The 25,481-nt window shown below is 49.4% G+C and carries 24 protein-coding genes and 1 pseudogene; 10 read left to right on the top strand and 15 right to left on the bottom strand.

All coding sequences use genetic code 11. The features are described from left to right. Positions 1-97: 97 nt before the first annotated feature. The 3 genes from OGX83_RS05785 to OGX83_RS05795 are packed head-to-tail and all read left to right on the top strand — an operon-like array spanning position 98 to position 2,263. The gene (locus OGX83_RS05785; RefSeq protein WP_502873517.1) at positions 98-727 is read left to right on the top strand and encodes a carboxymuconolactone decarboxylase family protein; all 630 of its coding nucleotides are present in this window, start codon (positions 98-100) and stop codon (positions 725-727) included. 32 nt (positions 728-759) lie between these two features. Then, complete coding sequence (locus tag OGX83_RS05790; RefSeq protein ID WP_020996378.1) at positions 760-1,167, top strand: cupin domain-containing protein; 408 nt, start codon at positions 760-762, stop codon at positions 1,165-1,167. Between the two features lie 43 nt (positions 1,168-1,210). Next, on the top strand, positions 1,211-2,263 hold the full coding sequence (locus OGX83_RS05795; RefSeq protein WP_286584907.1) for an NAD(P)-dependent alcohol dehydrogenase: 1,053 nt from the start codon (positions 1,211-1,213) through the stop codon (positions 2,261-2,263). A gap of 38 nt (positions 2,264-2,301) precedes the next feature. Here the strand turns inward: OGX83_RS05795 and OGX83_RS05800 are convergent, their stop codons facing one another. After that, positions 2,302-3,333: a mechanosensitive ion channel family protein gene (locus OGX83_RS05800; protein ID WP_219988312.1), complete on the bottom strand. Its 1,032-nt coding sequence runs from the start codon at positions 3,331-3,333 to the stop codon at positions 2,302-2,304. A gap of 244 nt (positions 3,334-3,577) precedes the next feature. Here OGX83_RS05800 and OGX83_RS05805 point away from each other — a divergent pair, with 244 nt between their 5' ends. Then, the gene (locus OGX83_RS05805) at positions 3,578-3,838 is read left to right on the top strand and encodes a DUF2534 family protein (RefSeq protein WP_003020403.1); all 261 of its coding nucleotides are present in this window, start codon (positions 3,578-3,580) and stop codon (positions 3,836-3,838) included. Positions 3,839-3,886: 48 nt separating this feature from the next. Here the strand turns inward: OGX83_RS05805 and uspE are convergent, their stop codons facing one another. The 3 genes from uspE to ogt form a co-directional block, all read right to left on the bottom strand. Next, entirely contained in the window at positions 3,887-4,837 is a 951-nt protein-coding gene (uspE, locus tag OGX83_RS05810; protein ID WP_003833229.1) for a universal stress protein UspE, read from the bottom strand. 151 nt (positions 4,838-4,988) lie between these two features. Further along, positions 4,989-5,741: a fumarate/nitrate reduction transcriptional regulator Fnr gene (gene fnr / locus OGX83_RS05815; protein ID WP_003020397.1), complete on the bottom strand. Its 753-nt coding sequence runs from the start codon at positions 5,739-5,741 to the stop codon at positions 4,989-4,991. 194 nt (positions 5,742-5,935) lie between these two features. Beyond that, a complete protein-coding gene (ogt, locus tag OGX83_RS05820; RefSeq protein ID WP_008784895.1) occupies positions 5,936-6,451 on the bottom strand; it encodes a methylated-DNA--[protein]-cysteine S-methyltransferase in 516 nt (171 codons plus the stop codon). Between the two features lie 225 nt (positions 6,452-6,676). Here ogt and smrA point away from each other — a divergent pair, with 225 nt between their 5' ends. After that, on the top strand, positions 6,677-7,240 hold the full coding sequence (gene smrA / locus OGX83_RS05825; protein WP_008784894.1) for a DNA endonuclease SmrA: 564 nt from the start codon (positions 6,677-6,679) through the stop codon (positions 7,238-7,240). A 12-nt stretch (positions 7,241-7,252) separates the two neighbouring features. Here smrA and OGX83_RS05830 read toward each other — a convergent pair whose 3' ends face one another. Both OGX83_RS05830 and OGX83_RS05835 read right to left on the bottom strand, forming a co-directional pair. Beyond that, a complete protein-coding gene (locus OGX83_RS05830) occupies positions 7,253-8,485 on the bottom strand; it encodes a GGDEF domain-containing protein (protein WP_234096147.1) in 1,233 nt (410 codons plus the stop codon). 67 nt (positions 8,486-8,552) lie between these two features. Continuing rightward, entirely contained in the window at positions 8,553-10,667 is a 2,115-nt protein-coding gene (locus OGX83_RS05835; protein ID WP_286588130.1) for a putative bifunctional diguanylate cyclase/phosphodiesterase, read from the bottom strand. Positions 10,668-11,078: 411 nt separating this feature from the next. On the opposite strand from OGX83_RS05835, the gene OGX83_RS05840 reads away from it, so the two are divergent. The 4 genes from OGX83_RS05840 to dbpA all read left to right on the top strand — a co-directional run bounded on the left by OGX83_RS05840 (position 11,079) and on the right by dbpA (position 15,171). Continuing rightward, complete coding sequence (locus tag OGX83_RS05840) at positions 11,079-12,188, top strand: methyl-accepting chemotaxis protein (protein WP_103285283.1); 1,110 nt, start codon at positions 11,079-11,081, stop codon at positions 12,186-12,188. Between the two features lie 154 nt (positions 12,189-12,342). Beyond that, complete coding sequence (zntB, locus tag OGX83_RS05845; RefSeq protein WP_003833215.1) at positions 12,343-13,326, top strand: zinc transporter ZntB; 984 nt, start codon at positions 12,343-12,345, stop codon at positions 13,324-13,326. Between the two features lie 275 nt (positions 13,327-13,601). Next, entirely contained in the window at positions 13,602-13,769 is a 168-nt protein-coding gene (gene ynaL, locus OGX83_RS05850; protein WP_191553967.1) for a proline-rich small protein YnaL, read from the top strand. A gap of 28 nt (positions 13,770-13,797) precedes the next feature. Beyond that, entirely contained in the window at positions 13,798-15,171 is a 1,374-nt protein-coding gene (gene dbpA / locus OGX83_RS05855; protein WP_008784890.1) for an ATP-dependent RNA helicase DbpA, read from the top strand. A 78-nt stretch (positions 15,172-15,249) separates the two neighbouring features. Here the strand turns inward: dbpA and ttcA are convergent, their stop codons facing one another. From ttcA to nifJ, 7 genes and pseudogenes are all read right to left on the bottom strand, one after another. Beyond that, a complete protein-coding gene (gene ttcA / locus OGX83_RS05860) occupies positions 15,250-16,185 on the bottom strand; it encodes a tRNA 2-thiocytidine(32) synthetase TtcA (protein ID WP_286587527.1) in 936 nt (311 codons plus the stop codon). Positions 16,186-16,234: 49 nt separating this feature from the next. After that, positions 16,235-16,498, bottom strand: a pseudogene (locus tag OGX83_RS05865) (tyrosine-type recombinase/integrase); the annotation flags it as partial. A 321-nt stretch (positions 16,499-16,819) separates the two neighbouring features. Beyond that, positions 16,820-17,062 (bottom strand): DinI family protein, encoded by a 243-nt coding sequence (locus tag OGX83_RS05870; protein ID WP_032943565.1) that lies wholly within the window; start codon positions 17,060-17,062, stop codon positions 16,820-16,822. Between the two features lie 185 nt (positions 17,063-17,247). Then, on the bottom strand, positions 17,248-17,682 hold the full coding sequence (gene uspF / locus OGX83_RS05875; RefSeq protein WP_003833207.1) for a universal stress protein UspF: 435 nt from the start codon (positions 17,680-17,682) through the stop codon (positions 17,248-17,250). An 81-nt stretch (positions 17,683-17,763) separates the two neighbouring features. Further along, entirely contained in the window at positions 17,764-17,976 is a 213-nt protein-coding gene (locus tag OGX83_RS05880; RefSeq protein ID WP_003833205.1) for a KTSC domain-containing protein, read from the bottom strand. 147 nt (positions 17,977-18,123) lie between these two features. Then, entirely contained in the window at positions 18,124-19,248 is a 1,125-nt protein-coding gene (ompC, locus tag OGX83_RS05885; protein ID WP_048235297.1) for a porin OmpC, read from the bottom strand. 367 nt (positions 19,249-19,615) lie between these two features. Next, the gene (gene nifJ / locus OGX83_RS05890) at positions 19,616-23,140 is read right to left on the bottom strand and encodes a pyruvate:ferredoxin (flavodoxin) oxidoreductase (RefSeq protein WP_286587528.1); all 3,525 of its coding nucleotides are present in this window, start codon (positions 23,138-23,140) and stop codon (positions 19,616-19,618) included. A gap of 274 nt (positions 23,141-23,414) precedes the next feature. Between nifJ and OGX83_RS05895 the strand changes: the two genes are divergently transcribed. Beyond that, positions 23,415-23,681 (top strand): putative hemolysin, encoded by a 267-nt coding sequence (locus OGX83_RS05895; protein WP_003833199.1) that lies wholly within the window; start codon positions 23,415-23,417, stop codon positions 23,679-23,681. A 13-nt stretch (positions 23,682-23,694) separates the two neighbouring features. Here OGX83_RS05895 and hslJ read toward each other — a convergent pair whose 3' ends face one another. Together hslJ and OGX83_RS05905 are read right to left on the bottom strand one after the other, a co-directional pair. Then, positions 23,695-24,111 carry a heat shock protein HslJ gene (hslJ, locus tag OGX83_RS05900; protein WP_286587530.1) on the bottom strand — a complete coding sequence of 139 codons (417 nt, stop codon included), beginning with the start codon at positions 24,109-24,111 and terminating at the stop codon, positions 23,695-23,697. A gap of 112 nt (positions 24,112-24,223) precedes the next feature. Further along, the gene (locus OGX83_RS05905) at positions 24,224-25,213 is read right to left on the bottom strand and encodes a 2-hydroxyacid dehydrogenase (RefSeq protein ID WP_003833196.1); all 990 of its coding nucleotides are present in this window, start codon (positions 25,211-25,213) and stop codon (positions 24,224-24,226) included. Positions 25,214-25,481: the final 268 nt, after the last annotated feature.

Here is a 25,481-nt window from a genome sequence, read left to right on the forward strand (position 1 = left end):
TTCTTTTCCTCTCTAATCACCGACACGTCGAGTCTCTATAATTTTACTGTTTTCAGCCCCCGGTGGTGCAATGTTGCCACCATTTGGAGAGTCGAATATGCAATACCAACTGGATGCCAGACAACAGGCAATCATTCCCATTGCGGCATTCACTGCCACAGGACAGATGGAAAAGCTGGACGTCGCGCTCAACGCCGGACTGGATGCGGGACTCACGCTCAATGAAGTAAAAGAGATCCTGCTACAGCTCTACGCATACTGCGGTTTCCCTCGCAGCCTGAACGGTCTGTCCTGCTTTATGTCGGTGGTGAAAACTCGAAGCGAGAAAGGGCTTTCAGACGACGAAGGTAGAACGGCCACGCCGCCACCTGCAGACTGGAACAGTGTTCAGGCTGGGAGCCTAACTCAGACGCAACTGGTTGGACAGCCTGTAAGCGGTCCGCTGTTTGACTTTGCACCCGCTATTGATGTCTGGCTTAAAGCACATCTGTTTGGCGATATTTTTCAGCGAGATGTACTTGACTGGCAGGACCGTGAATGGGTGACCGTTTCGGCGCTGGCCGTTCTGGGCGGCGTTAACAGCCAGTTGAAAAGCCATTTTGCGATATGCCTTAACATCGGGATCCTCCCTGAGCAACTCAGTGAGTTTATTACGATACTCGAACAGCACTGTGGAGCCGGGATTGGGGAAAATGCCCGTACGGTTCTTGATGAATGTCTGGTATGAACACCGCGGACATTATCCATACTGGAGTCACTATGAACGAACAATTTGATGGTAACAGCGTCTTTCCACGTGGAGAGAAAAATGAAGCGTATGCGAAGTATTTCACTGGCGACAGCTATCTGACCATGCTCTCCATGGAAGGCGTGGTAATTGGCAATGTCGCATTTGAACCGGGTTGTCGTAACTTCTGGCATGTTCATCATGAGGGTGGACAAATATTGCTGGTGACCGGTGGCAGAGGCTGGTATCAGGAGTGGAATAAACCGGCACGTGAGCTGAAAACCGGCGATGTCGTGCACATTCCGGCGGGAATGAAACACTGGCACGGCGCCGCGCGTGATAGTTGGTTTGCCCATATCGCCGTGGAAATCCCGGCCCCTGGCGCGTCGAACGAATGGCTGGAACCGGTTAGCGACGCTGAGTACAACCTGCTGCCCTGAACTATGCTGGTTCTGGTAACACCTAATCCCTGAGGAGATCTCAATGGTCATGAATGTGAAGGGTTATGCTGCTCTGGCGGTGAAAGAAGATTTAGTCCCCCATAATTTTGTTCGTCGCGATCCGCGTGAAGATGATGTGGTTATCGATATTTTATACAGCGGTGTATGCCACTCGGATATTCACAACGCCTACAACGATTGGGGCGGTGCTAAATATCCGATGGTACCAGGGCATGAGATCATTGGCCGCGTGGTGCATGTTGGTAAGTCGGTAACACAATTCAAAGTGGGCGATCTCGCAGGGGTCGGCTGCATGGTTGATTCGTGTCAACACTGTAGCGCCTGCGAGCAGGGGCTAGAGCAGTATTGCGAAGAAGGTAACACGCTAACGTATAACGATATCGACCGTCATGACGGTCTGCCTACTTTCGGCGGCTATTCTGACAAAATTGTCGTTACCGAAAAGTTTGTGGTGAAGGTCCCTGAAGGGATCGATTTACGCGGTGCGGCGCCGCTGCTTTGCGCCGGGATCACAACATGGTCGCCTCTGCGCCACTGGCAGGTAGGCGAGGGCAGTAAAGTCGCGGTTGTCGGTCTGGGTGGACTCGGGCATATGGCAATCAAACTTGCTAATGCGCTGGGCGCGGAAGTTACGCTGTTTACGCGTTCACCGGGCAAAGAAGCTGATGCCAGACGTTTGGGTGCCAGTCACGTTGTGCTTTCCACTGACAGTGAACAGATGAAAGCGACAGCGAATCAGTTTGATCTGATTATCGATACTGTGCCCTACGTTCATGACCTGAACCCTTATATCCCAACCCTGGCGCTAAGCGGTACGCTGGTGCTGGTCGGTTATCTTGGTGCGTTGGATCCGTTTCTGAATACGGTTCCCCTGATCCTTGGGCGTAGGTCTGTGGCGGGTTCAGTTATCGGCGGCATTGCTGAAACGCAGGAGATGATGGATTTTTGCGGTCAGCATGGTATTACCGCCGATGTCGAAGTGATCGATATTCAGGATATTAATCGTGCCTGGCAGCGGATGTTGAAAAGCGATGTGAAATACCGCTTTGTAATTGATATTTCCTCATTGAAATAAGTACAAAAAAGACGCGGATTTCCGCGTCTTTTCTTTTGTTAGTGTGTCGATGGCGATGCTTCAGGATTGTCCATATACAGCGTCTGGCTGGGGAACGCAAAGTCGGCGCCGTTTGTCTGGACTATCGTGATAATCTTTAAATAAACGTCTTGCTGTACCGCGAGCCATTCCTTCCAGACGGTGGTTTTCGTGAAGCAATACACCATGATATTCAACGATGAATCGGCAAATTCATTAAAATAGACCAACAGAGTTTGTTTCTGGTCTATTCCAGGATGGTTTTGCAGCATTTCTCTGACCGACTCGACAACGGCACCGACTTTATCGGCATCCTCATATCGTAACCCGATCACCGTTTTAATTCGCCGGTTGGTCATGCGCCCTGGGTTTTCTACGCTGATGGAGGAGAAAATCGAGTTTGGCACATACAACGGACGATGGTCGAAGGTGTTTATTTTAGTCATTCGCCAGCCAATTTCTGCTACCGTGCCTTCAATATTGCGGTCCGGGGAGCGGATCCAATCGCCTATGCTAAACGGTCTGTCGAAATAGAGCATAATGCCTGAGAAAAAGTTGCTCAGAATATCTTTCCCCGCCATACCCACTGCGATACCGCCAATACCGCCAAAGGTTAACAGGCCGGATAAGCTCATACCGAAGTGTTCGCCATACAGTAAAATGATGGCAACCACGATGGTAATCTTGATGATACGCGACAGGATCCTCGCGCTGGTGATATCTCTGCCTTTATTAATCTGCGTCTTTTCAAACTGATTAATCACCAGAAAAAGTTTGATGGTCAGGATCAACGCAATCAACGAGGTGCAGATAAAGTCGACCACGCTGGGGGAGATAAATTTCAGGCTGTAACTTTCGATAACGTTATTAGCAATGCTGCCAAACGTCCCAATGATAATGGCATAGACAAAAAATTGTGCGGCATGAAATATGAATCCTTTGCAGCGACGCTCTCCACGATGATACCAGACGCTCATCAGGACCAGCGCGGCACAGCAGCTAAGAATTACCGTCAAATTAAACGCATTATTCATAAACAGTTCAGCGATCATGATTCTTCCTGGCAACTCCGTGTTAGCTAAATATCATCTGATATCCTAATCCCCAGATATTTTACTCAGTTAAGGCGGTCAGATCATTAATCAAAAGGAGAGATAAATAATGCAATCAGCGCTATTTTCAGCGAAATAACGCTGACGTCAACCCTGTATGCGGTTTATGTAGCAGACAGTCAGTTGATGTCATGGTATTGTTAGCGCAAAGTAACAAGGTTTTCATCTGCAAAAGGACAATACTATGATCATGGCTAAGCTGAAAACAGCGAAGGGACGGAAGTTTCTGTTGTGCCTGCTTGGAGTGTTTATTATCGCAGCGTCGGTCGTGACGCGAGCGACGATCGGTGGCGTTATTGAACAGTATGACATTCCGCTATCCGACTGGACCGCTTCAATGTACGCCATTCAATCTGCAATGATTTGTGTCTACAGCATGGTGTTTACGATTCTGTTGGCTATCCCGCTAGGTATCTATTTCCTCGGTGGTGAGGAGCAACACTAGGCGTTTAAAATGCCGGATGATATCGCCATCCGGCATTTCATTGAGTGGTTAATCGTCTTCTTCGTCGTCCAGTTCAACTGGCGTTTGATATTCATCCGGCTTGATGACCAGCAGGTCACAGCGTAGATGATCGATAACCTGTTCCGCGGTATTACCAAGAAACGCAGCAGAAATACCGGTACGTCCGACGGTCCCCAATACCACAATACCCGCCTGCAAGTGCTCGGCTAAATCAGGAATGACCTCTTCAGGTAAGCCTTTTTCAACGTGCGTCACTTTCTCATCAATACTGAATTTCTGGCGTAGCGCCTTCATGGCCAGCAGATGCTGTCCACGGATTGCGTCGTTATAAACGCTGGGATCAAATTCAGGCAGTTCAATCGCGATGTTGATTGGTGTGACAGGGTAGGCGCCAACCAGATGCACTTCGGTATGGTTAACCTGTTCTGCAAGCTGTAGCGTCTCTTTGACCAGTTTTTCATTGAGCGCGTTGTGATAAGCCTCTTCACTGGCGAGGTTTACGGCAACCAGTGCTTTACCCCCTTCAGGCCATGGCTGGTCTTTCACCATCCATACCGGACTTGGACATTTACGCAATAAATGCCAGTCGGTTGGCGTAAATATTACGGCTTCGAGGCGGTCGTGTTGGTGCGCCATCTTGAGGACCAGATCATGCCTGGCACTGATGACTTCCTGGATGATGGCTTCAAAGGGTCGGTTATGCCAGACCACTTTAATCTCCAGAGGGATCCCTGCTTCGATGTAGTATTTCGCTTGTTCACGTATCCATGCAGTTCGCTGGCTGATGACCCCCTGACGCATTGCCGTACGCTCATCAGGCGACAGCAGGGTAGTCATCTCATAGGAAAAGTCATAGATCGGCAAAAAGGCTTTAATTTTGCCACCAATCCGTTGATGCAAATAAACAGCTCGCCGTAATGCTGGTTGATCGTCCTGGTTAGGGTCGATGACGACCAGCATATTTTTATACATAGCCATACAGGGTCTCCTTACAACTGTCATCGCAGTTTGTAACTAAAAGAGTAACCCAATAATGTAGATTGAAACAGGGAATAACCTCCTGCCAGATCAATAAATCGGGAAAATTTAGCGATTTGACAGAAGGATAACAGAGAGGCTTGCGGAAAGATTACGCAACGTTACGCGTGTGGCCGGCAAGAACTGCCAGCGCGTCGCTGTTCTCAATAGTGATATATTTGCCTTTCACCGCCAGCATGCCGCTTTTCTGGAAACGACCCAGCAGGCGGCTGATGGTTTCAACCGTCAGACCGAGATAGTTACCGATGTCGCCACGGGTCATGGTCAGGCGGAATTCACGAGGCGAGAACCCACGCTGGGCGAAGCGACGAGACAGATTGTAGATAAAGGCCGCCAGGCGCTCTTCAGCGTTTTTCTTCGACAGCAACAGGATCATATCCTGGTCGCCTTTGATTTCGCCACTCATCAGACGCATCATCTGCTGACGCAGGTTCGGCATCTTACCGGACAGGTCATCAAGGGTTTCGAAAGGAATTTCGCATACCATTGAGGTTTCCAACGCCTGAGCAAAGCTCGGGTGATGGCCGCTGCCAATGGCGTCAAAACCTACCAGGTCACCCGCCAGATGGAAACCGGTAATTTGCTCATCGCCTTGTTCGGTAATGGTATAGCTTTTTATCGTTCCGGAGCGGATAGCGTAGAGTGATTTAAGCTCATCACCTGCTTTAAAGAGCGTCTGCCCTTTTTGGATAGGCTTTTTGCGCTCGATGATGTTATCGAGCTGGTCAAGCTCATGCTCGTTAAGTGTGAACGGGATGCAAAGCTGGCTGATGCTGCAATCCTGGCAATGGATAGCACAACCGCCAGACTGAATGCGCCGTATAATTCGCTTTTCCGGGATCATAGGTCTGCTCAAGCCGTAATTGATATTTGTCAATTTTAACATCTTTTTGGTGAGCACGTAAGCCTGAGCTACTCCCAATAGAGAATAATTCAGGCATAACTGGAGCGAATGTTTTTATCTGCTTGATTAACCACACTTAATTTGGTGTCGCATTATGCGGAAGTGTGATGAATAAGGCATTAATTGCCTGGAATCTAGAGTAGCAAATAACCTTCGTGGCGCAATAACCACTCTTTTCGTTGTACACCGCCGGCATATCCGGTCATGGTGCCGTTACGTCCAATGACGCGATGACAGGGAACCACAATGCTTACTGGATTGGAGCCATTAGCAGCGCCGACGGCTCTTGCAGCGCCGGGGCGCCCCAACTGTTCGGCCAACTGACCATAATGCATGACCTGCCCGCAGGGGATAGTGCGTAATGCTTGCCAGACTTCACGCTGGAAAGGCGTCCCAGCGGTTGCCGTTTCCAGCGTGTCAATGATGCTGAGGTTTCCGGCAAAATACTCAGAGAGTTTGTCGCTTAATCCACCAGGATTTTTGGCGGTAATGCGCTGATAACCTTCTGTACGGTAATGAATATCAAGCAATTGTTCCATGCGATCGCTGTGCTGATCCCATTCCACTGCGCGCAGGCGAAATTGCTCATCACAAATAACCCACAGCGGGCCCAGCGGCGTGTCGATGGTGTCTTCCAGTAAGTTAAGCATCCGTTTCTCTCATTACAGCATTCAGGCGAGCCTACACATTATCACGGCAGTGACCGTCGCAGCTATACCCCTAAAAACGGATATCAACTTGTCGTGAGTAGATCGGTTCAGCGCGGAGGATCCGGTTAATTATTGGAAATAATCGTAAACCGTTACCGGTACAGTTGTCGGTATAATAGTGCGCGGTTATGATAATGCCCGTCGCAATACGCTGGAGGATGAAACATGAACCTTGATGATGCATCGCTGTTTCTTGACGCAATGGGGGATGTTCAACCGCTGAAACACCATGCCGATGTGCACTGGCAGCCCATGCGCAATCTTCGCACTCCGGCGCGTATCGATACGCTACAACTGGATAATTTTCTCTCGACGGGATTTCTCGATATTGTCCCGTTGAATGTGCCGCTCGAGTTTCGTCGCGAAGGTTTACAGAACGGCGTGACCGACAAGCTGCGAAACGGAAAATACCCGCAGCAGGCGAGCCTTAATCTTATTCGCCAACCTGTTGAAACATGTCGCCAGATGCTCTTTAGCTTTATTCTGCAGGCGCAGCAGGAAGGGTTGCGTAACGTGCTGGTGATACACGGCAAGGGACGTGACGATAACTCCCATGCCAATATTGTTCGCAGCTACGTGGCGCGCTGGTTGACGGAATTTGACGACGTGCAAGCATACTGCGCCGCACTGCCGCATCACGGCGGCAGCGGGGCATGTTATGTGGCATTGCGTAAAACCGCACAGGCAAAACAGGACAACTGGGAGCGTCACGCTAAACGTAGTCGCTGAACGACGTAAACATCAGGCGGCCAGCACTCTGTTCCTGCCTTCGTTCTTGGCTTTGTACAACGCGTCGTCAACGCGTTTGAATAACTCATCGATGCTTTCGTTTGTTTCGTGCCGAGCTACGCCAATGCTGACGGTAAAGCGGGGAAGGCCCGGGAGAGTCACTTTGGCCACCGTCGCCCGTATCACTTCTGCGAGATTGAGGGCAATATCTAACGAGGTTCGCGGCAGCAGCAGCACAAATTCTTCACCTCCCCAGCGAAAAATCAGATCATCCTTTCTTGCACAGGATTCAAGTGTGCGTGCCAGAGCGCAAAGTACCTCATCACCTTTTAAATGACCAAAAAGATCGTTAATGCTTTTAAAGCGATCGGTGTCGATCAACAGCAGGCTGTAATCCTGTGTCAATGACATCGCGTGGGTCTGTTCCGGCTCGGTTACCTGATAAAAATGTCGGCGGTTAAGCAATCCCGTTAAGGCGTCACGCAGGGCCGCACGCTCAAGCTCCTGTTCCAGCCGTTTTTGCTCGGTAATATCATGAATAATGCACAGCATGAGCTTATTACCGTAGATTTCGATTGGCCCGGCGTAGGTTTGTACGTGACGGGATGTGCCGTCTGCCAGTTTATGCACAAAATGCAAAGGTTTATGGCCACCGGGAAGATGGGCGATTTCATGCATCACCGGGAGTATATGACGGCCCAGCGTATTGATTTCCCATGTATGTTTCTGGCACATCGTATCATGGCTATAGCCATAAAAATTTAGCGCACTGAGATTTGCATCAACGATAAGCCCATCACGGGACGGATCGATAAGCAACATTGGGGCCGAGTTAGTCTGGAAAAAACGCGCGTAAAATCCCTGTTTTTTTCGCTGATAATTCGCTGAACGGCTCGCTTTCAGACCTTGCGAAGTCGGTGTTTCAATGCCTTCGAAAAGAATAACGTCACCTGATTCCGGCAGAGAGCGGATGGACAGGCGACAGGCCATCGCGACGTCTTCACCTTCTCGGCAAACCGTAAGGATTTCTACAATGTCGTGATGATTTCTCAAATCGCTGAGATACATGGTTAAATCATTCTGGGCATGAGTTGAAAATATGCCCTTGCGGAGTAGAGAAAAGCAGGGGGCCTGCATCAGTTCCCGTGCAACGGTATTAGCGAACACCAGTTCTTCGGTATGCGGCGAAACAATCCACACCGGCAGGGTTAATAAATCCAGTGAATGCAGCTCGGTTGTGCTCATCGATAATCCCGTTATCTTTATCTGCTGTGTTGCCCGTTTAATGGCATCTGTTTTTTATATTACAGTCTCATAATGTTATTGATTGTTGAGGAGACAAAGACTGTACGATTCGCTGCTGCTTAATGTTGCTTTCCGTTGGAATCAATTCATGGATCTGATGCGCAGGCAACGGTTTTGCAAACAAGAAACCTTGCAGCACGCCACATCCCATCTGGGTCAGGAGTATTTCCTGCTCCTGGGTCTCTATTCCTTCAGCCACTACTTGCATATTCATGGAGTGGGCTATGTCAATAATAGTAGACACAATCTTTGTATTTTTGCTGTTCTCGCTGATATCTTTAACAAATACTCTGTCAATTTTTAATTCCCGTGCCGGAAGAGACTTCAACATCAATATATTTGAATAACCGGTACCGAAATCATCAATAGAAACGGTGATCCCTAAAGCTGAAAATGCATTTAAGACTTCAGCGCTACGTTTTAAATTTTTAAGTGCTGTACTTTCAGTCAATTCCAGCGTGAGATATGCAGGTGATAGTTGATATTGTGCAAGGGCGCTGCAAACCACATCAACGATGTCATGTTGTTCAAACTGGGAAGGGGAAAGATTAACGGCGAGGGTCCATTCCGCATGGCCTTGTAACTTCCATTGATGTAACTGCTGGCATGCCTGCTGGATAACCCATTTCCCGACCGGAATGATAAGGCCTGTCTCTTCCAGCGCAGGCAGAAACTCTGCGGGTAACAGCATGCCGCGTTCCGGGTGATGCCAGCGTAATAACGCTTCAAAACCGGTCAGGGAATGATCCCCGGCGGTGTATTTGGGCTGGTACCAAAGCTCAAATTGATCGTGTTCCAGTGCTTGTGACAGTTCCTGTAAAAATGTCGGCGGTGTATCGGCGATAGCTTCCATTTCCGGGCTATAAATAGCCCAACCGTTTCTGCCAGCCTGTTTGACATGATACATCGCCATATCAGCCTTTACTTTTAACTCATGCAACGTGGAACCATGTTCAGGATAAATACTGCTTCCCGCACTTAACGAAACCCGAATGGTGTACCCAAACAGCGTGAAAGGATCACCAATCGCAGCCGCAATCCGGGTCAGCAGAGCGGTGATATCCTCTTTATTACAGTCAGGAACCAGAAGAATAAACTCATCTCCCCCCAGCCTCGCCAGCGTCATGGTGTCATCAAGGCAGCTGTAGATTCGCTGCGTACTGGCGATCAGCAACTGATCGCCGATGTGATGTCCCCAGGTATCGTTAACGACTTTGAAGCGATCGAGATCGATGAATACCAGAGCAAATTGATGCTGATGCAGTTTGGAATGCTGCAGACAGGCCTGTAAGCAGGCATCTATCTGTGTGCGATTGGCAAGTCCAGTAAGTGCGTCGAAGTGGACCTGATGCTCAAGCTGGCAGTTAAGTTGATGTAAGTTGTCTGCCAGTCGGGAGGTACGCAGTTGCGAATCCACCATCGACACCACCAGCATGATACCCAAAATAACCAGCGTGACGGCGCAGACCCAGACAGAGAGTTCCAGTGTGCTGAGTCCATTGTGTACCGTGTGTCCAAAATGGGTGAATGTTGCCGCTCCCATCCCGGTGTAATGCATAGAGGCAATCGCCAGCGCCATAATAAGGGCGGCGACAAGCCGATTGATCAGGGCTCGACGGGTATTTTGGCGTAAATGAAACGCCAACCACAAACCCACACCAGATGCAACGATGGCAATCATCACTGAGAGCAGTATCAGCGAATGACTCCATAGGATGGCAACATGCTCAATGATGGCATACATGCCAACGTAGTGCATGGTGACGACACCGGCGCTTAATATTCCTGTGGCTACGACTAATCGTTTTGTTGAAAGCGTATTACCGGAAATGGCGATATTAATGGCGAGAGTTGCAGAAATGAGCGCAACAAAGAAAGAAAATGCCGTGAGCGAAAAATGGTAATTGATCGGCATACTCATTTTCATGGCCAGCATACCGATAAAATGCATTGACCATATCCCCATCCCTAGCGTAGCCCCGCCAGACAGGCGCCAGAAGGTTGATTCACGTCGATTGGAGATTGCCACCTTGCCCGCACTATCGAGAGCAATAAAAGAGGCAATAAACGCGACAACAAAGGAAATCCCAATCAATACAGGGTCCCACGACACGTTCAACATCATACTACCTATCGAAAAAAAGCCGTGGTAATAAATCTAGCAGGTTTTGTCCAGTTAACATGATAAAACCGGGAATGTTCTTATGTTTTTACACTGGTATTAGAGGAAACAGGAAGATAGTGAAAATAACGAGCCATTACTTATATAAACATTCACCAAATTTATAGTTCTGTGTGTTTTATGCTCTCCATGTGCTTGTCATCACAATAACCTGATGACTGGCACCATCACAGCCATTTGATGGAATAAAACACTGAACTAACAGGAATAAAAGGTGTAATTTCTTGCCTTAAGTAAAAGGATTGCAGGCTCTCATTGAAAGTTCAGCTTTCGTCGCAGAGCAATGGCATTCTGCATTGCAGGTGCTATAAAAAATAATATCTACATAATTTCTTAGTGCACAGGACTAAAATGTTAAATGATATTAGCGTCAGAACCTTTATTATTTTATTTCTGCTCATTTCGGCAGTTGCTCTCAATATTGTTGAGATGATTTTCTCGGCCGCGCCGGAAATTATAATTGGTACAAATGTGGTAAGCGTTATTTCTATATTATGCTTATGGTGGTATATGACGAAATACCTGGTCATGCCGATCAATACGGTAAAAAGGAGCATTGAGGAAGTGACGTCTGGGAATCTGGCGATCAGTATTCCTGAGTTTGGTAATAATTGTGCGGGTAGACTAATACCGGGCATCAATAGTTTATCGAGTAATATTTCAACACTCGTTAATGAGATCAGAACATCCTCACAAACGGCGATGGCGCTCTCTGAACAGCTTGCGGAACGCAGCGCCGAGCTTTCAGTGAAAACGGAACAACAATCCGGAGCATTGATGCAGACGGCTGCTAATATGGATGAAATAGCCGTTAATACGCGAAATAATGCTGACAACACGCAGATCGCCAGCGTCCAGGCAACAGTTGCCACGCAATGTGCCATTCAGGGTGGCGAATTAATGGTGCAGGTTGCGACAAATATGCGTTCAATCACTGAATGTGCACAGCAGATGACGGAAATTATTACGCTAATTGATGGTATCGCATTCCAGACAAATATTCTGGCATTGAATGCTGCCGTGGAAGCGGCGAGGGCCGGTGAACATGGCAAAGGTTTTTCCGTGGTGGCCGGTGAGGTCAGAATGCTTGCACACCGTAGTGCGGATGCTGCTAAGAATATTAAGCAGCTGATTGCGCAAACCCATCAAAATGTTCAGCAAGGTGCAGCTATTGTGCGTGAAGCAGAAAAAAATATGCATGATATTGTCGGTGGTGCCGGTCAATTAAACCAACTGATGGGCGAGATATTAACCACTACACAGGAACAGGAGAAAGGAATTATCAGAATTACTCATGCACTGGCCGAACTGGAGAATGTAACCCAAAGTAATGCCATTATGGTTGATGAGCTTTCTGATTCCTCGGGTATCCTGAAAAACCAGGTGATTGATCTCCAGTCGCGGACACATAAATTTCGCTTAAGTAATACTCTTGAGTCAGCGAGATGGCAGCGGGCTTAACCGGGTATCTCGAAGCAAGCGTCGTATTCGTCAGAGCTTTTCCTGTTATCAGAGACTTTTATGAATCATTTCAGCACAATGGGACAATGAGATATTGCTTAACATATTCTGACAGCTAGACTAACGAAAAAGGCTGAATGTTTGTGGAGGCGCTGTGGAAGCCATTAAGGGAACGGATGTTAATGTGCCGGATGCCGTGTTTGCCTGGCTGCTGGATGGTCGAGGTGGAGTAAAACCGCTGAGCGATAATGATGTAATTGATAGTCAGCATCCCTGCTGGCTACACCTTAATTACACACATCCTGAAAGTGCCCAATGGTTGGCGACAACACCTCTTCTTCCCAACAATGTGCGTGATGCGCTGGCAGGCGAAAGTACACGCCCACGCGTCAGTAGAGTTGGGGAAGGTACCTTGATCACTTTGCGCTGCATTAACGGCAGCACCGACGAGCGTCCTGACCAACTTGTGGCGATGCGTTTATATATGGATGAACGTCTGATTGTCTCAACCCGTCAGCGCAAAGTGCTGGCGCTGGATGATGTGGTCAGCGATCTCCAGGAAGGGACGGGACCGGCTGATTGTGGCAGTTGGCTGGTGGATGTTTGTGATGCGCTAACCGACCATGCCAGCGAATTTATCGAACAGCTGCACGACAAGATTATCGATCTGGAAGATAACCTGCTCGATCAGCAGATCCCACCGCGTGGTTTTTTGGCTTTACTGCGTAAGCAGCTAATTGTGATGCGACGTTATATGGCTCCTCAGAGAGATGTTTATGCGCGTCTGGCGAGTGAACGTTTACCCTGGATGACCGACGACCATCGGAGACGGATGCAGGATATCGCTGACAGGCTGGGGAGAGGGCTGGATGAAATAGACGCCTGTATTGCCCGGACTGGTATTATGGCGGATGAAATTGCGCAGGTGATGCAGGAGTCTCTGGCTCGCCGAACGTATACAATGTCATTGATGGCAATGGTTTTTCTTCCCAGCACATTTTTAACCGGGCTTTTCGGCGTTAACCTCGGCGGTATCCCCGGCGGTGGTTGGCAGTTTGGTTTCTCACTTTTTTGTATTCTGTTAGTGGTCCTGATTGGTGGTGTTACTTTATGGTTGCATCGTAGTAAATGGTTGTAACAACAACGTTTTTTAGTGGCTTTTGCGCATGAAAACGTCCTGATTTTTGAGCGAAGTCAATAAACCATCTACCTATTCGGGGCAATATCTCTCTCGCAGGTGAATGCAACGTCAAGCGATGGGCGTTGCGCTCCATATTGTCTTACTTCCTTTTTTGAATTACTGCATAGCACAATTGATTCGTACGACGCCGACTTAGATTAGTCGGCTTTTTTTTGCCTGCAGGAAATCAGCGTCTACCCTAAAAGAGTCAACCTGAATGACTGGAGGGGTATATGACCTGTCTGATTGCAACGTCGAACACTAATTCGCTACCGACCGATCCGGTTCCCATTCCCGATCCCATACCTCGTCCGCAGCCCATGCCGGATCCGCCGCCGGATGAAGAACCGATTAAATTGTCGCATCACGGGCACATATCTGCGAGGATACGCGCCTGCTGAATGTGAGTTTTTACCGCGAGATTAAATTGTGACCGCTTTTTCAACCCTGAATGTTTTACCTGCTGCTCAACTCGAGAATCTTAACGAGCTGGGCTATCTTGAAATGACGCCTGTTCAGGCTGCTGCGTTACCGGCAATCCTGGCGGGTAAAGATGTTCGCGTGCAGGCTAAAACCGGCAGTGGCAAAACGGCTGCTTTTGGTCTTGGGCTATTACAGCATATTGATGCCGCGCTGTTTCAGACGCAGTCTCTGGTGCTGTGCCCAACGCGCGAGCTTGCCGACCAGGTAGCGGGTGAACTGCGTCGTTTAGCACGCTTCCTGCCAAACACCAAGATCTTAACGCTGTGCGGTGGGCAACCCTTTGGCGCACAGCGTGACTCCCTGCAACATGCACCACATATTATTGTTGCCACACCGGGTCGTTTACTTGACCACCTGCAAAAAGGCACCGTTTCTCTGGATGCCCTGAATACGCTGGTTATGGATGAAGCCGACCGCATGCTGGATATGGGCTTTAGCGATGCGATTGATGATGTCATTCGCTTTGCGCCTGCGTCACGTCAGACTTTGCTGTTTTCCGCAACCTGGCCGGAAGCCATTGCTGCTATCAGTGGCCGGGTACAGCAAAATCCATTAACGATTGAAATTGATACGGTCGATGCGTTACCGGCGATTGAACAGCAGTTTTTCGAAACCTCCAGCCACGGAAAAATTCCGCTGCTGCAAAAGCTACTCAGCCAGCATCAACCCGCATCGTGCGTGGTTTTTTGTAACACCAAAAAAGATTGTCAGGCCGTTTGTGATGCACTGAATGCGGCAGGGCAAAGCGCACTGTCATTACATGGCGACCTGGAACAGCGCGATCGCGATCAGACGCTGGTTCGTTTTGCCAACGGTAGCGCGCGCGTCCTGGTCGCAACCGATGTGGCCGCACGTGGCCTGGATATCAAATCACTTGAGCTGGTAGTTAACTTCGAACTGGCGTGGGATCCGGAAGTACACGTCCATCGTATCGGACGTACCGCGCGTGCCGGCAACAGCGGTCTGGCGATTAGCTTCTGTGCGCCGGAAGAAGCGCAGCGTGCCAACATTCTTTCTGAAATGCTGCAACTGAAGCTGAACTGGCTAACTGCGCCAGCTAACGGCTCAATCCTGCCGCTGGAAGCAGAGATGGCGACGTTATGCATTGATGGCGGTAAAAAAGCGAAAATGCGCCCTGGTGATGTTCTGGGGGCTCTGACCGGTGATATTGGTCTGGATGGCGCAGATATCGGCAAAATTGCCGTTCATCCGGCACACGTCTATGTCGCCGTTCGCCAGAACATAGCGCACAAGGCGTGGAAACAATTGCAAAACGGTAAGATCAAAGGCAAGACTTGCCGGGTCCGGTTATTGAAATAACTACCCGTTGGGGCGCCTGATGGCGCTCCGCTTATCAGGCCTACAGGCGCTTATGCACGTTGTAGGCCTGACAGACGCTTACTTCACTTCCACCACGTTCAGGCGTAACTCATCCAGTTGAGCATCATCTTCTTCTGGCTGCCAGCCCGCAGGTTGCAGCGGGATCTCTTCACGATCGAACGCTAAATCCCCGCCGTCCACAACCTCTGAACCGTGCTTAATGCCTTTAAAATCGAACAGATTGATATCGCTCAGATGTGAAGGTACAACGTTTTGCATCGCACTGAACATGGTTTCAATGCGGCCTGGATAGCGTTTGTCCCAGTCACGCAACATATCAGCAATGACCTGACGCTGTAGGTTAGGCTGTGAGCCGCACAGATTACACGGAATAATCGGGAAACCTTTCGCCTCGGAGAAACGCTCGATATCTTTCTCACGGCAGTAAGCCAGCGGGCGGATCACGATGTGCTTACCGTCATCACTCATCAGCTTCGGCGGCATGCCTTTCATTTTCCCGCCGTAGAACATGTTTAAAAACAGCGTTTGCAGGATGTCGTCGCGATGGTGGCCGAGCGCAATCTTGGTGGCTCCTAATTCGGTTGCCGTACGGTACAGAATGCCGCGACGCAGGCGAGAGCAGAGCGAGCAGGTCGTTTTGCCTTCAGGGATTTTGTCTTTGACGATCCCGTAAGTGTTTTCTTCGACAATCTTGTACTCAACGCCCAGCTGTTCCAGATACTCTGGCAGAATGTGCTCCGGGAAACCGGGTTGTTTTTGATCGAGGTTAACCGCAACTAAGGAAAAACTGATCGGGGCGCTTTGCTGCAAATTACGCAGGATCTCCAGCATGGTATAGCTGTCTTTCCCGCCGGAAAGGCACACCATAATGCGATCGCCGTCTTCGATCATATTGAAATCGGCAATGGCTTCGCCCACGTTACGACGCAGACGTTTTTGCAGTTTGTTCAGGTTGTATTGTTCTTTCTTTGTAACTTGTTGATTATATTGCATTCTTACCGTTCTCAAAAACCAAAAGGGGCATATAATGGGCAAACTTCAATCACAGGGCTAGTTGGCTATTCAACATTGCAACCCGATCGTCATTCATTTCTTCAATCCATGTACTGTAGACGTCGTACACTATTTGCGCGTTTTCATGCCCCATCTGATTAGCTATAAATGATGGGTTCGCTCCAGCCGATTACAGCCAGCAGGCAAAAGTATGCCGCGTATGGTACGGATTACGGCGACGAATACCAGCACGTTTTACAGCGGCGTTCCATCTGGCACCAATGCCACTCATAGAGTAGTAAGATTTTTGCTCTTCGTGACCAGACCAGAATAAACAGCGAACAGCATGATTGGATAAAGGTACATGGCCCCGGACAGGAAGCAATTAATCAGTTGAAAGCAGATATTGAAGCGCTGAAGAAAATTGTGGAGCAACTTACCGACAGATAATTCAGTTCTGAACTATCAACGAGCAATGTCAGGGAGCGAAAAACGCAGGGTGTGGCAAACTGCCGCAACCATGCCGTATGCAAGAGCATGGCTGCGGCCGACCGGCAAACGTCCGATAGTGCGAGTATTGAATGATTGCCAGTCACAGCGGATGGTACTTAAGCAATATGACGATTCAAGGTGCTTAATCTGAAACCAGCCACATATCAGCCTCTTCAAACATTTCTTGAACCGTTCGGCTTATCTGTTCTTTTTCATGCTTGCTGGCGTCAGTGTTGATCGCCGGAAGTGTCATCATCGGTTTAACCCGAACTTCAGCATCGGGGAAGATCCGATGAACCCTCTTGGTCAATTCGCCGAGAATAATATCTTTTGCGCCGGGCAGACCATCAAAATTCCTTTTGTCATAAACGAGTTCCACGAACATTGCTTATCGCTCTTTTACTGGGTTTATATACAGTATTTATACTCTGTTTTTACCTGGGTTTCAAGAGGGGACGTAATGATGTCACGACATAGCGATACTGAAATGGCCTTGTATGCTTCGATCAGGAATCGTGGGGAAAATGAGGGAGAAACAAAAAGCCCGCAGCGATGTGCGGGCCAGAAAGCTTAGCGGACTACCAGTACCGAACACTCCGCGTGACGCACTACCGCCGCGGCGTTAGAGCCCAGCAGGTAGGTGGTGATGTCAGGTCGGTGTGAGGCAATAATGACCATATCAGCCGGTAATTTTTTAGCGATCTCCAGAATCTTGTCTTTCGGCGCACCTTCTGCGACATGAACGTGCACTCTGTCCGTTGGGATATTGAACTTCTTGATAATCTCTTCCAGTTGAGATTTCGCTTCGGCTTTCAGATCGTCCATGGCCGGTAACTCTGCAGAGTAGGCCAGTCCCAGGGAAGCGTAATAGGGCAATGACGGAATGACGGTCAAAAAATGAACCTGTGCATCGTCGATCTTTGCTTCTGCTTCAACATGGGCAATAACGCGTTGAGTTAATTCTGAGTCTGAAATATCGATGGGTACAAGAATCGTTCTGTTCATAAAACCTCCTGTTTAAGTATCCACGTAAAGCTTACCGCGTAATGGCACTTTATGTACAATGACAACGATCACATTTTGGCATCACTTTATTTTGATTTCAGGAAATTTGCCTTTTATTACCCCATCGTAAAATCGGCCTTTAGAGACCACGATCAGGAAATCACGAAAAATACGGGCAGGGACCTGCTGATATTGCAGGGTAGCCAACTGGTGAAAGCGAATTTCTAGCGTGCAAGAGGATTCGTCATAGCCGACGGATGCAATACGGGATGATTTTACAGGATGATGATTCATTGCAGGTATCCTCTACTACAGACCTTAATGCAAGATATCATCTATCAGAGATGTGTTTTAACGCAACAGATATAATGTTTTGAATGAGATAAAACGGAGTTACACAGAAAATAAGGATAGCCCGCCGTTGCCAGCGGGCTGACGAACTTAGAACTGGTAAACCAGACCTAATGCAACTACGTCATCAGTAGAGATGTTGTTACGAGTGTAGAAGCTGTCGTCTTCGTCCAGCAGGTTGATTTTATAATCAACATAGGTGGACATGTTTTTGTTGAAGTAGTAGGTAGCGCCGATATCAGCATATTTAACCAGGTCTTTGTCGCCGTCGGTAGCGTTCAGATCTTTACCTTTAGACATCAGGAAAGACACTGCCGGACGCAGACCGAAGTCGAACTGGTACTGTGCAGTTACTTCGAAGTTCTGAGTTTTGTTGGCTACGCCGCTGTCCCCGTACGGAGTCATGTTACGGGTTTCGGAGTACATGGTTGCCAGGTAGATGTTGTTGGCGTCGTATTTCAGACCGGTAGTCCATGCGTCGGCTGTATCACCGCCGGCAACGTTGCCGCCGATTTTACCCGCGTTAACCTGGTCGTTAGTACGGTCAGACGTGGTATACGCCGCACCGAAGCTTACACCCATACCCAGATCGTAGGTAGAGGAGATACCGAAGCCGTCGCCGTTAGAGTTTTGAATGTTACGGTCGCTGCCGTTACCGGTGCCTTCCTGCTCATCACCCGCTTGTTCATTCGCACCCTGATACTGCAGTGCAAAGTTCAGACCATTAACCAGACCGAAGAAGTCGGTGTTACGGTAGGTTGCTACACCGTTCGCACGGCCGGTCATGAAGTTATCAGAGTAGGTGTAGGAGTCGCCACCGAATTCTGGCAGCATATCGGTCCAGCCTTCCACGTCGTACAGTACGCCGTAGTTACGACCGTAGTCGAATGAGCCGTAATCGCCGAATTTCAGACCGGCAAAGGCCAGACGAGTAAAGTTGTTGCTGCGGTTGCTTTCAGTGGTGTTGGCATTAACCTGATATTCCCACTGACCATAGCCGGTGAGCATATCGTTAATCTGAGTTTCGCCTTTGAAGCCGCCACGGAAATAAGTCTGATCGCCATCTTTGTTGGCATCATCAGAGAAATAGCGCAGGGCGTCTACTTTGCCATAGAGATCTAATTTGTTGCCGTCTTTATTATAAACTTCTGCAGCGTGAGCAGCGCCTGCAGCCAGCAGGGCAGGAATTACGAGAGCCAGTACTTTTCTGTTCATTGAAATAATCCTTTAGTTTTTTTATTAACCTGTGACTACCCATGTAGGGAGTAAAAGCATGCTAAAGGAGAAGTTCCGTAAAGAGATAAATATGAATTGTTACGTCTTAAGTAAAACCTTAAACAAATAATTCTACGGAAATAGTGATAGTTGACATGAATGAGTTAATGAAAATATATATAAAATAAAAATTATACAATTGAATTTTGTTGGGCTATTCTGCGCGTGTTATATGCCTTTATTGTCACGTTTTATTTTTTGTTGGTATATTGATGACACTTATTAATTAGCCAGCGAATAAATTGACAAGCCCGAACAACTGTTCGGGCTTTTTTTTTGGTTCCGGGCTAATACTGAGAAAAACGTATTATTCGGTACCGCTCTTTTCCGCTTTGCCTGCCAGTTGGGCCAGGAAGTCGTAGCGTTTTTGCAAATCAGCCGTCGCATCCTTCCACAGCTGTTCTGCAACTTCTGGCTGTTGGGCGTTCAGGCGGCGGAAACGCTGCTCGTTAAGCAATGTTTCGGCCAGCGCATCTGACGGTGGGCGCGAGTCGAGCGCCAGCGGCAGCTTACCTTCGTCTGCTCGACGTGGGTCAAAGCGGTACAGCGGCCAGAATCCGGTAGCCGTGAGTTGACGCATCTGATCGTGGCTTAGCGCGAGATCATAGCCATGCTCCTCACATGGGCTATACGCGATAATCAGCGACGGGCCGGGGTAGGATTCAGCTTCCTGGATAGCTTTGACCGTCTGATTCAACTGGGCGCCCAGAGAAATCTGTGCGACATAAACATGCCCGTACATCATCATGCTGACGCCAAGATCTTTGCGAGCCTTGCGCTTGCCATGCTCACCAAACTTGGTAACCGCCCCAAGCGGTGTGGCTTTCGACGCTTGTCCACCCGTGTTGGAGTAACACTGGGTATCCAGCACCAGAATATTGACGTTCTCGGTCAGACTCAGGACGTGATCCAGTCCGCCAAAACCAATATCGTAAGCCCAGCCGTCGCCGCCAATCAGCCAGATGGACTTCTCGATCAGCGCGTCGGCATCGGTTAACAGTTGCTGTGCACCTTCGACATCTTTCAGATGCTGGCGCAGCGCAGCAACTTGCTCACGGCGTACTTCTGGCGTCGCTTCAGCATGCAGGGCGTCATTCAGTTCAGCCGGAATATTATCCGCAAACTGCTCCAGCAAACGCATGACGCGCACACGGTGTTGATCCACCGTCAGGCGGAAGCCCAGACCAAACTCGGCGTTATCTTCGAACAGAGAGTTTGCCCACGCAGGTCCACGACCACTGGCATCGGTCGTATACGGCGTTGAAGGGAGGTTACCGCCATAAATCGATGAACAGCCGGTCGCGTTAGCGATCAGCATGCGGTCGCCATACAGCTGCGTAAGCAGTTTGATATACGGTGTTTCACCACAACCAGAACAGGCGCCGGAATATTCAAACAGCGGAGTGATTAACTGCGAGGTACGGATATCAATGCGTTCAAGCTTGCTGCGGTCGATCTCCGGCAGATTGAGGAAGAAGTCATAGTTAACTTTTTCTTCTTCAACATGCTCAAGGCGCGACATCATATTGATGGCCTTGATTTCCGGGTTTTGGCGATCTTTTGCCGGGCAAACTTCGACACACAGATTACAGCCAGTGCAATCTTCTGGTGCAACCTGCAGGACATACTTCTGACCGCGCATATCGCGTGATTTCACATCCAAAGAATGCAGACTGGCAGGGGCGTTTTCCATCGCTTCAGGTGAAACCACTTTGGCGCGGATTGCCGAGTGCGGGCAAGCGGCAACGCAGTGGTTACACTGGGTACACAGTTCTTCCTTCCAGATGGGGATCTCTTCGGCGATATTGCGTTTTTCCCAACGCGTGGTGCCCATTGGCCAGGTACCGTCTGGCGGCAGCGCGGATACGGGGAGGGCATCACCCAGACCGGCGAGCATTGCCGCGGTGACGGTTTTCACGAAATCAGGTGCGGCATCAGAAACCACCGGTGGGCGGTTTGCGCTGTGCGGATCAACCGGCTGGAGTGCTACTTCGGCGACGGATTCGCGCGCCAGGGCCAGAGCCTGCCAGTTACGTTCAACCAGGTCCTGTCCTTTACTGCTGTAACTTTTCGCAATCGCCCCCTGCAATTCAGCCAACGCGCTGTCGCCGGGTAAGATTTGCGTCAAATGGAAGAAGGCCATTTGCATAACGGTGTTAATACGCGCTGCCAGACCGCATTCGCGGGCGATTTTGGCCGCATTAATCACGTAGAAACGGGCTTTCTTCTGATTCAGTACCGCCTGAACTTCCTGTGGCAGACGACCCCAGACTTCATCCACACTGTATGGCGTATTAAGCAGGAAGATACCGCCTGGTTTCAGGCGCTCGGCCATCTGATACTTATCGATAAATTGCAGCTGGTGACAGCCAACAAAATCGGCTTGTGAAACCAGATACGCTGATCGAATAGGCTGCTCGCTAACGCGCAGGTGGGAAACTGTCAGACCGCCTGCTTTTTTCGAGTCGTAGACGAAATAACCTTGCGCATACCATGGCGTCGAGTTACCAATAATTTTGATATTGTTTTTGGTGGCTGACACGCTACCGTCGCTGCCCAGCCCGTAAAACAGCGCTTCGAGCTTAGCCGTACCGGGCAGGGTGTTTTCCGGTAACTGTAGCGACAAGTTGGTGACATCATCATAGATACCGACCGTAAAGCGAGGTTTCGGCTTCGCGCTGCTCAGCTCATTAAAGACCGCCATCACGCAGTCTGGACCAAACTCTTTGGAAGAAAGGCCATAACGTCCGCCAATCACGCGCGGCAGCGTTTCTCGCTCGCCACAGTTGAAGGCTTCTGCTAACGCGGTCATCACGTCCAGATACAATGGTTCGGCCTGTGCGCCGGGCTCTTTGGTGCGATCCAGGACGGCGATGCTGCGTACGGTTTCCGGCAACGCGCGCAGTAAATGCCTGGCAGAGAATGGACGGAACAGACGCACTTTCAGAACGCCGACTTTCTCGCCATGCGCCAGCAGTTCTTCAACGACTTCTTCGCAGGTTCCAATCGCCGATCCCATTAAGATAATGACGCGCTCAGCCTGAGGATGGCCGTAATATTCAAATGGCTGGTACTGGCGACCTGTCGCTGCGGCGAAATCGTTCATCGCCTGTTCTACATGATCGTAAACCGCGTTGTACCACGGGTTTGTTGCCTCGCGTGACTGGAAATAGGTGTCCGGGTTCGCAGACGTACCGCGAATAACCGGATGCTCAGGATTAAGCGCCCGAGCGCGATGAGCATCGATTTCCGCCTGCGGCATCAGTCCGAGGATCGTGTCGTCGGCCAGTGGCACAATTTTATTGATTTCATGGGATGTACGGAAACCATCAAAGAAATGAATAAACGGAACCCGGCTTTTCAGGGTGGCTATTTGCGAAATCAGCGCAAAGTCCTGTGCCTCCTGAACGCTGCTGGCACACAGCATCGCACATCCTGTCTGGCGCACCGCCATCACGTCGGAATGATCGCCAAAGATCGATAATGCGTGAGTGGCAATTGTACGAGCCGCAACGTGCAGTACAAACGGGGTCAACTGACCGGCCAGTTTGTACAGCGTTGGGATCATCAGCAACAGGCCCTGCGATGAGGTAAACGACGTAGAGAGCGCACCGGTCTGCAACGCGCCATGAACGGTTGCGATCGCACCGCCTTCTGACTGCATTTCTACGACGCGAGGGGTATCCCCCCACACGTTCTTAAGCCCGTTCCCGGCCCAGGCATCTGCCTGTTCAGCCATCGTCGAACTGGGCGTAATCGGGTAGATGGCGATAACCTCGCTGGTACGAAATGCGACTGAAGCAACCGCACCATTACCGTCAATTGTGATCATACTGACACCCTTACATTGCGCAAAAAGAGGGACACGCGTAACAGCGGCGAATCCTGTAGTTATCTTTCTATTTTAGCAAAAGCGCTAAAGACAGATTTTCGCTTTTGTGTCCCTGGAATAAACAGAATGAATGGTTTGATCAAAGGAGCAGGCAAAAAATTGCCAGAAAATGTAAACAGTACGCATAAATGCGTATTTTGCCTCTCGACGGCGGTGTTTCCGCTGCCTATTATTTATGGCTGTGTCGTTTGGTTAATATTCAGAGGGGAGTAAGATGCGCGCAGCGTTTTGGGTAGGATGTGCCGCGTTATTATTATCGGCTTGTAGCAGCGAACCTGTTCAGCAGGCAACCGCCGCGCATGTCGCACCGGGCATGAAGGCAGCAATGTCCAGTTCAGGAGAAGCTAATTGCGCCATGATTGGCGGTTCGCTCTCTGTTGCTCGTCAACTGGATGGTTCTGCTATCGGGATGTGTGCGCTACCCAACGGCAAACGCTGTAGTGAGCAGTCGCTTGCCGCCGGAAGTTGTGGGAGCTATTAAGCCACCACGTTTCCTACATTAAATCCGCGAGTTTATACGTCAGCGTTTGTTCTGCTGTCGCCAGCGTTAACTGGTCAGCAGTCAGATCGACCTGTGCGCCTTTCTTAAACATTTCGCTGACGATCCCGTCGAGCGCGTTAAGCTGTGGATCGGCGCACATCATACGCGTCATCGCCATATCTTTTACCTTCAACTCACCGTCGGACAGCTTGCCCTGACCGCGGAATTGATTACACATCTTTCCTGATACCGTCATGTTTTCGCCAAAACTTAACTCAGGTGGGTTGGTGGCGGTGACGGCTTTACCATTCACGCTTTGCAAAACGAAGCGGTGATGCTGCAACTGTTCGCGATTGACGGAAACTTTTCCATTGCTCACACAGCCAGCCATCAGCATGCTGAGCGCAATCAACGTGACAACGTTCTTCATTAAATTTCTCTACGTTTGTGACGGGAATACATTCAATATAATAATGATACTGAATGATTTATCATCGGTGATTGTCTGAAAATGCTCCCCTGACGCCAGGGGAGCACAGGAATTAGAAGAGGGCGTTTGGACAGGTCTCGCCTTTAGAGATTTGGGCCAGATTCTGCAGCGTGGTCTCAGAAATGCTGGTTAACGCTTCTGCGGTCAGGAATGCCTGATGACCGGTAAACAGCACGTTATGGCAGGCTGACAGACGACGGAATACATCATCCTGAATGACGTCATTGGATTTATCTTCAAAGAACAGATCGCGTTCGTTCTCGTACACGTCCATACCCAGAGAACCAATTTTCTGGTTTTTCAGCGCATCGATAGCGGCTTGTGAGTCGATCAATGCACCACGACTGGTGTTAATGACCATCACGCCGTTTTTCATCTGTTCAAAGGCTTCGTGATTGAGCAGATGATAATTCTCCGGTGTTAACGGGCAGTGCAGAGAGATGACATCTGACTCGGCAAACAGCGTTTTAAGATCGACATATTCAACGCCTAACTCCAGAGCAGCAGCGCTCGGGTAAGGATCGAACGCCAGCAGACGCATACCAAAACCTTTCAGGATCCGCAGCGCAGCGATACCGATTTTACCGGTACCGATCACCCCAGCGGTTTTGCCATACATAGTAAAACCGGTCAGCCCCTCAAGAGAGAAGTTGGCATCACGGGTACGCTGATAAGCGCGGTGAATACGGCGATTCAGCGTCATCATCATGCCAATCGCATGCTCAGCGACAGCCTCTGGTGAATAAGCTGGAACACGAACCACCTGCAGACCCAGCTCTTTTGCTGCGTCGAGATCGACGTTATTGAACCCGGCACAACGCAGCGCAATGTATTTCACGCCATGCTTTTTCAGTTCTTCCAGAACGGGGCGGCTGCCATCGTCGTTGACGAAAATGCACACAGCTTCACAGCCATGGGCGGTTTTCGCTGTTTTTTCCGTCAACAGAAAGTCAAAGAATTCAAGTTCAAAACCAAAAGCCTCGTTAACCTGCTGCAGATACTTCTTGTCGTACTGTTTTGTACTATAGATGGCGAGTTTCATAAGACTTTCTCCAGTGATTTTGACGTCACATTAATCCAATTCAAATTATTTTACAAAATCTAAAAAGTTATTGATAGTCATAGGCGTAATGAATAATGTCAGCGCATCTGTTGTTAGTGTGGGCAGGTTACACAATTTCAACAACTGTATATTTTTCTATCCAACTCACCCCCCGAATATCGCGGCAGGTAAAAAGCCAGCCGAATCACATCCGGACAGCTACGCTTATACAGGTAGCAATTATCGGGAGGGGTTATGCTGACTCACT

This window comes from Citrobacter sp. Cpo074 (genome assembly GCF_030332745.1).
GTDB classification, from domain to species: Bacteria; Pseudomonadota; Gammaproteobacteria; order Enterobacterales; family Enterobacteriaceae; genus Citrobacter; species Citrobacter portucalensis.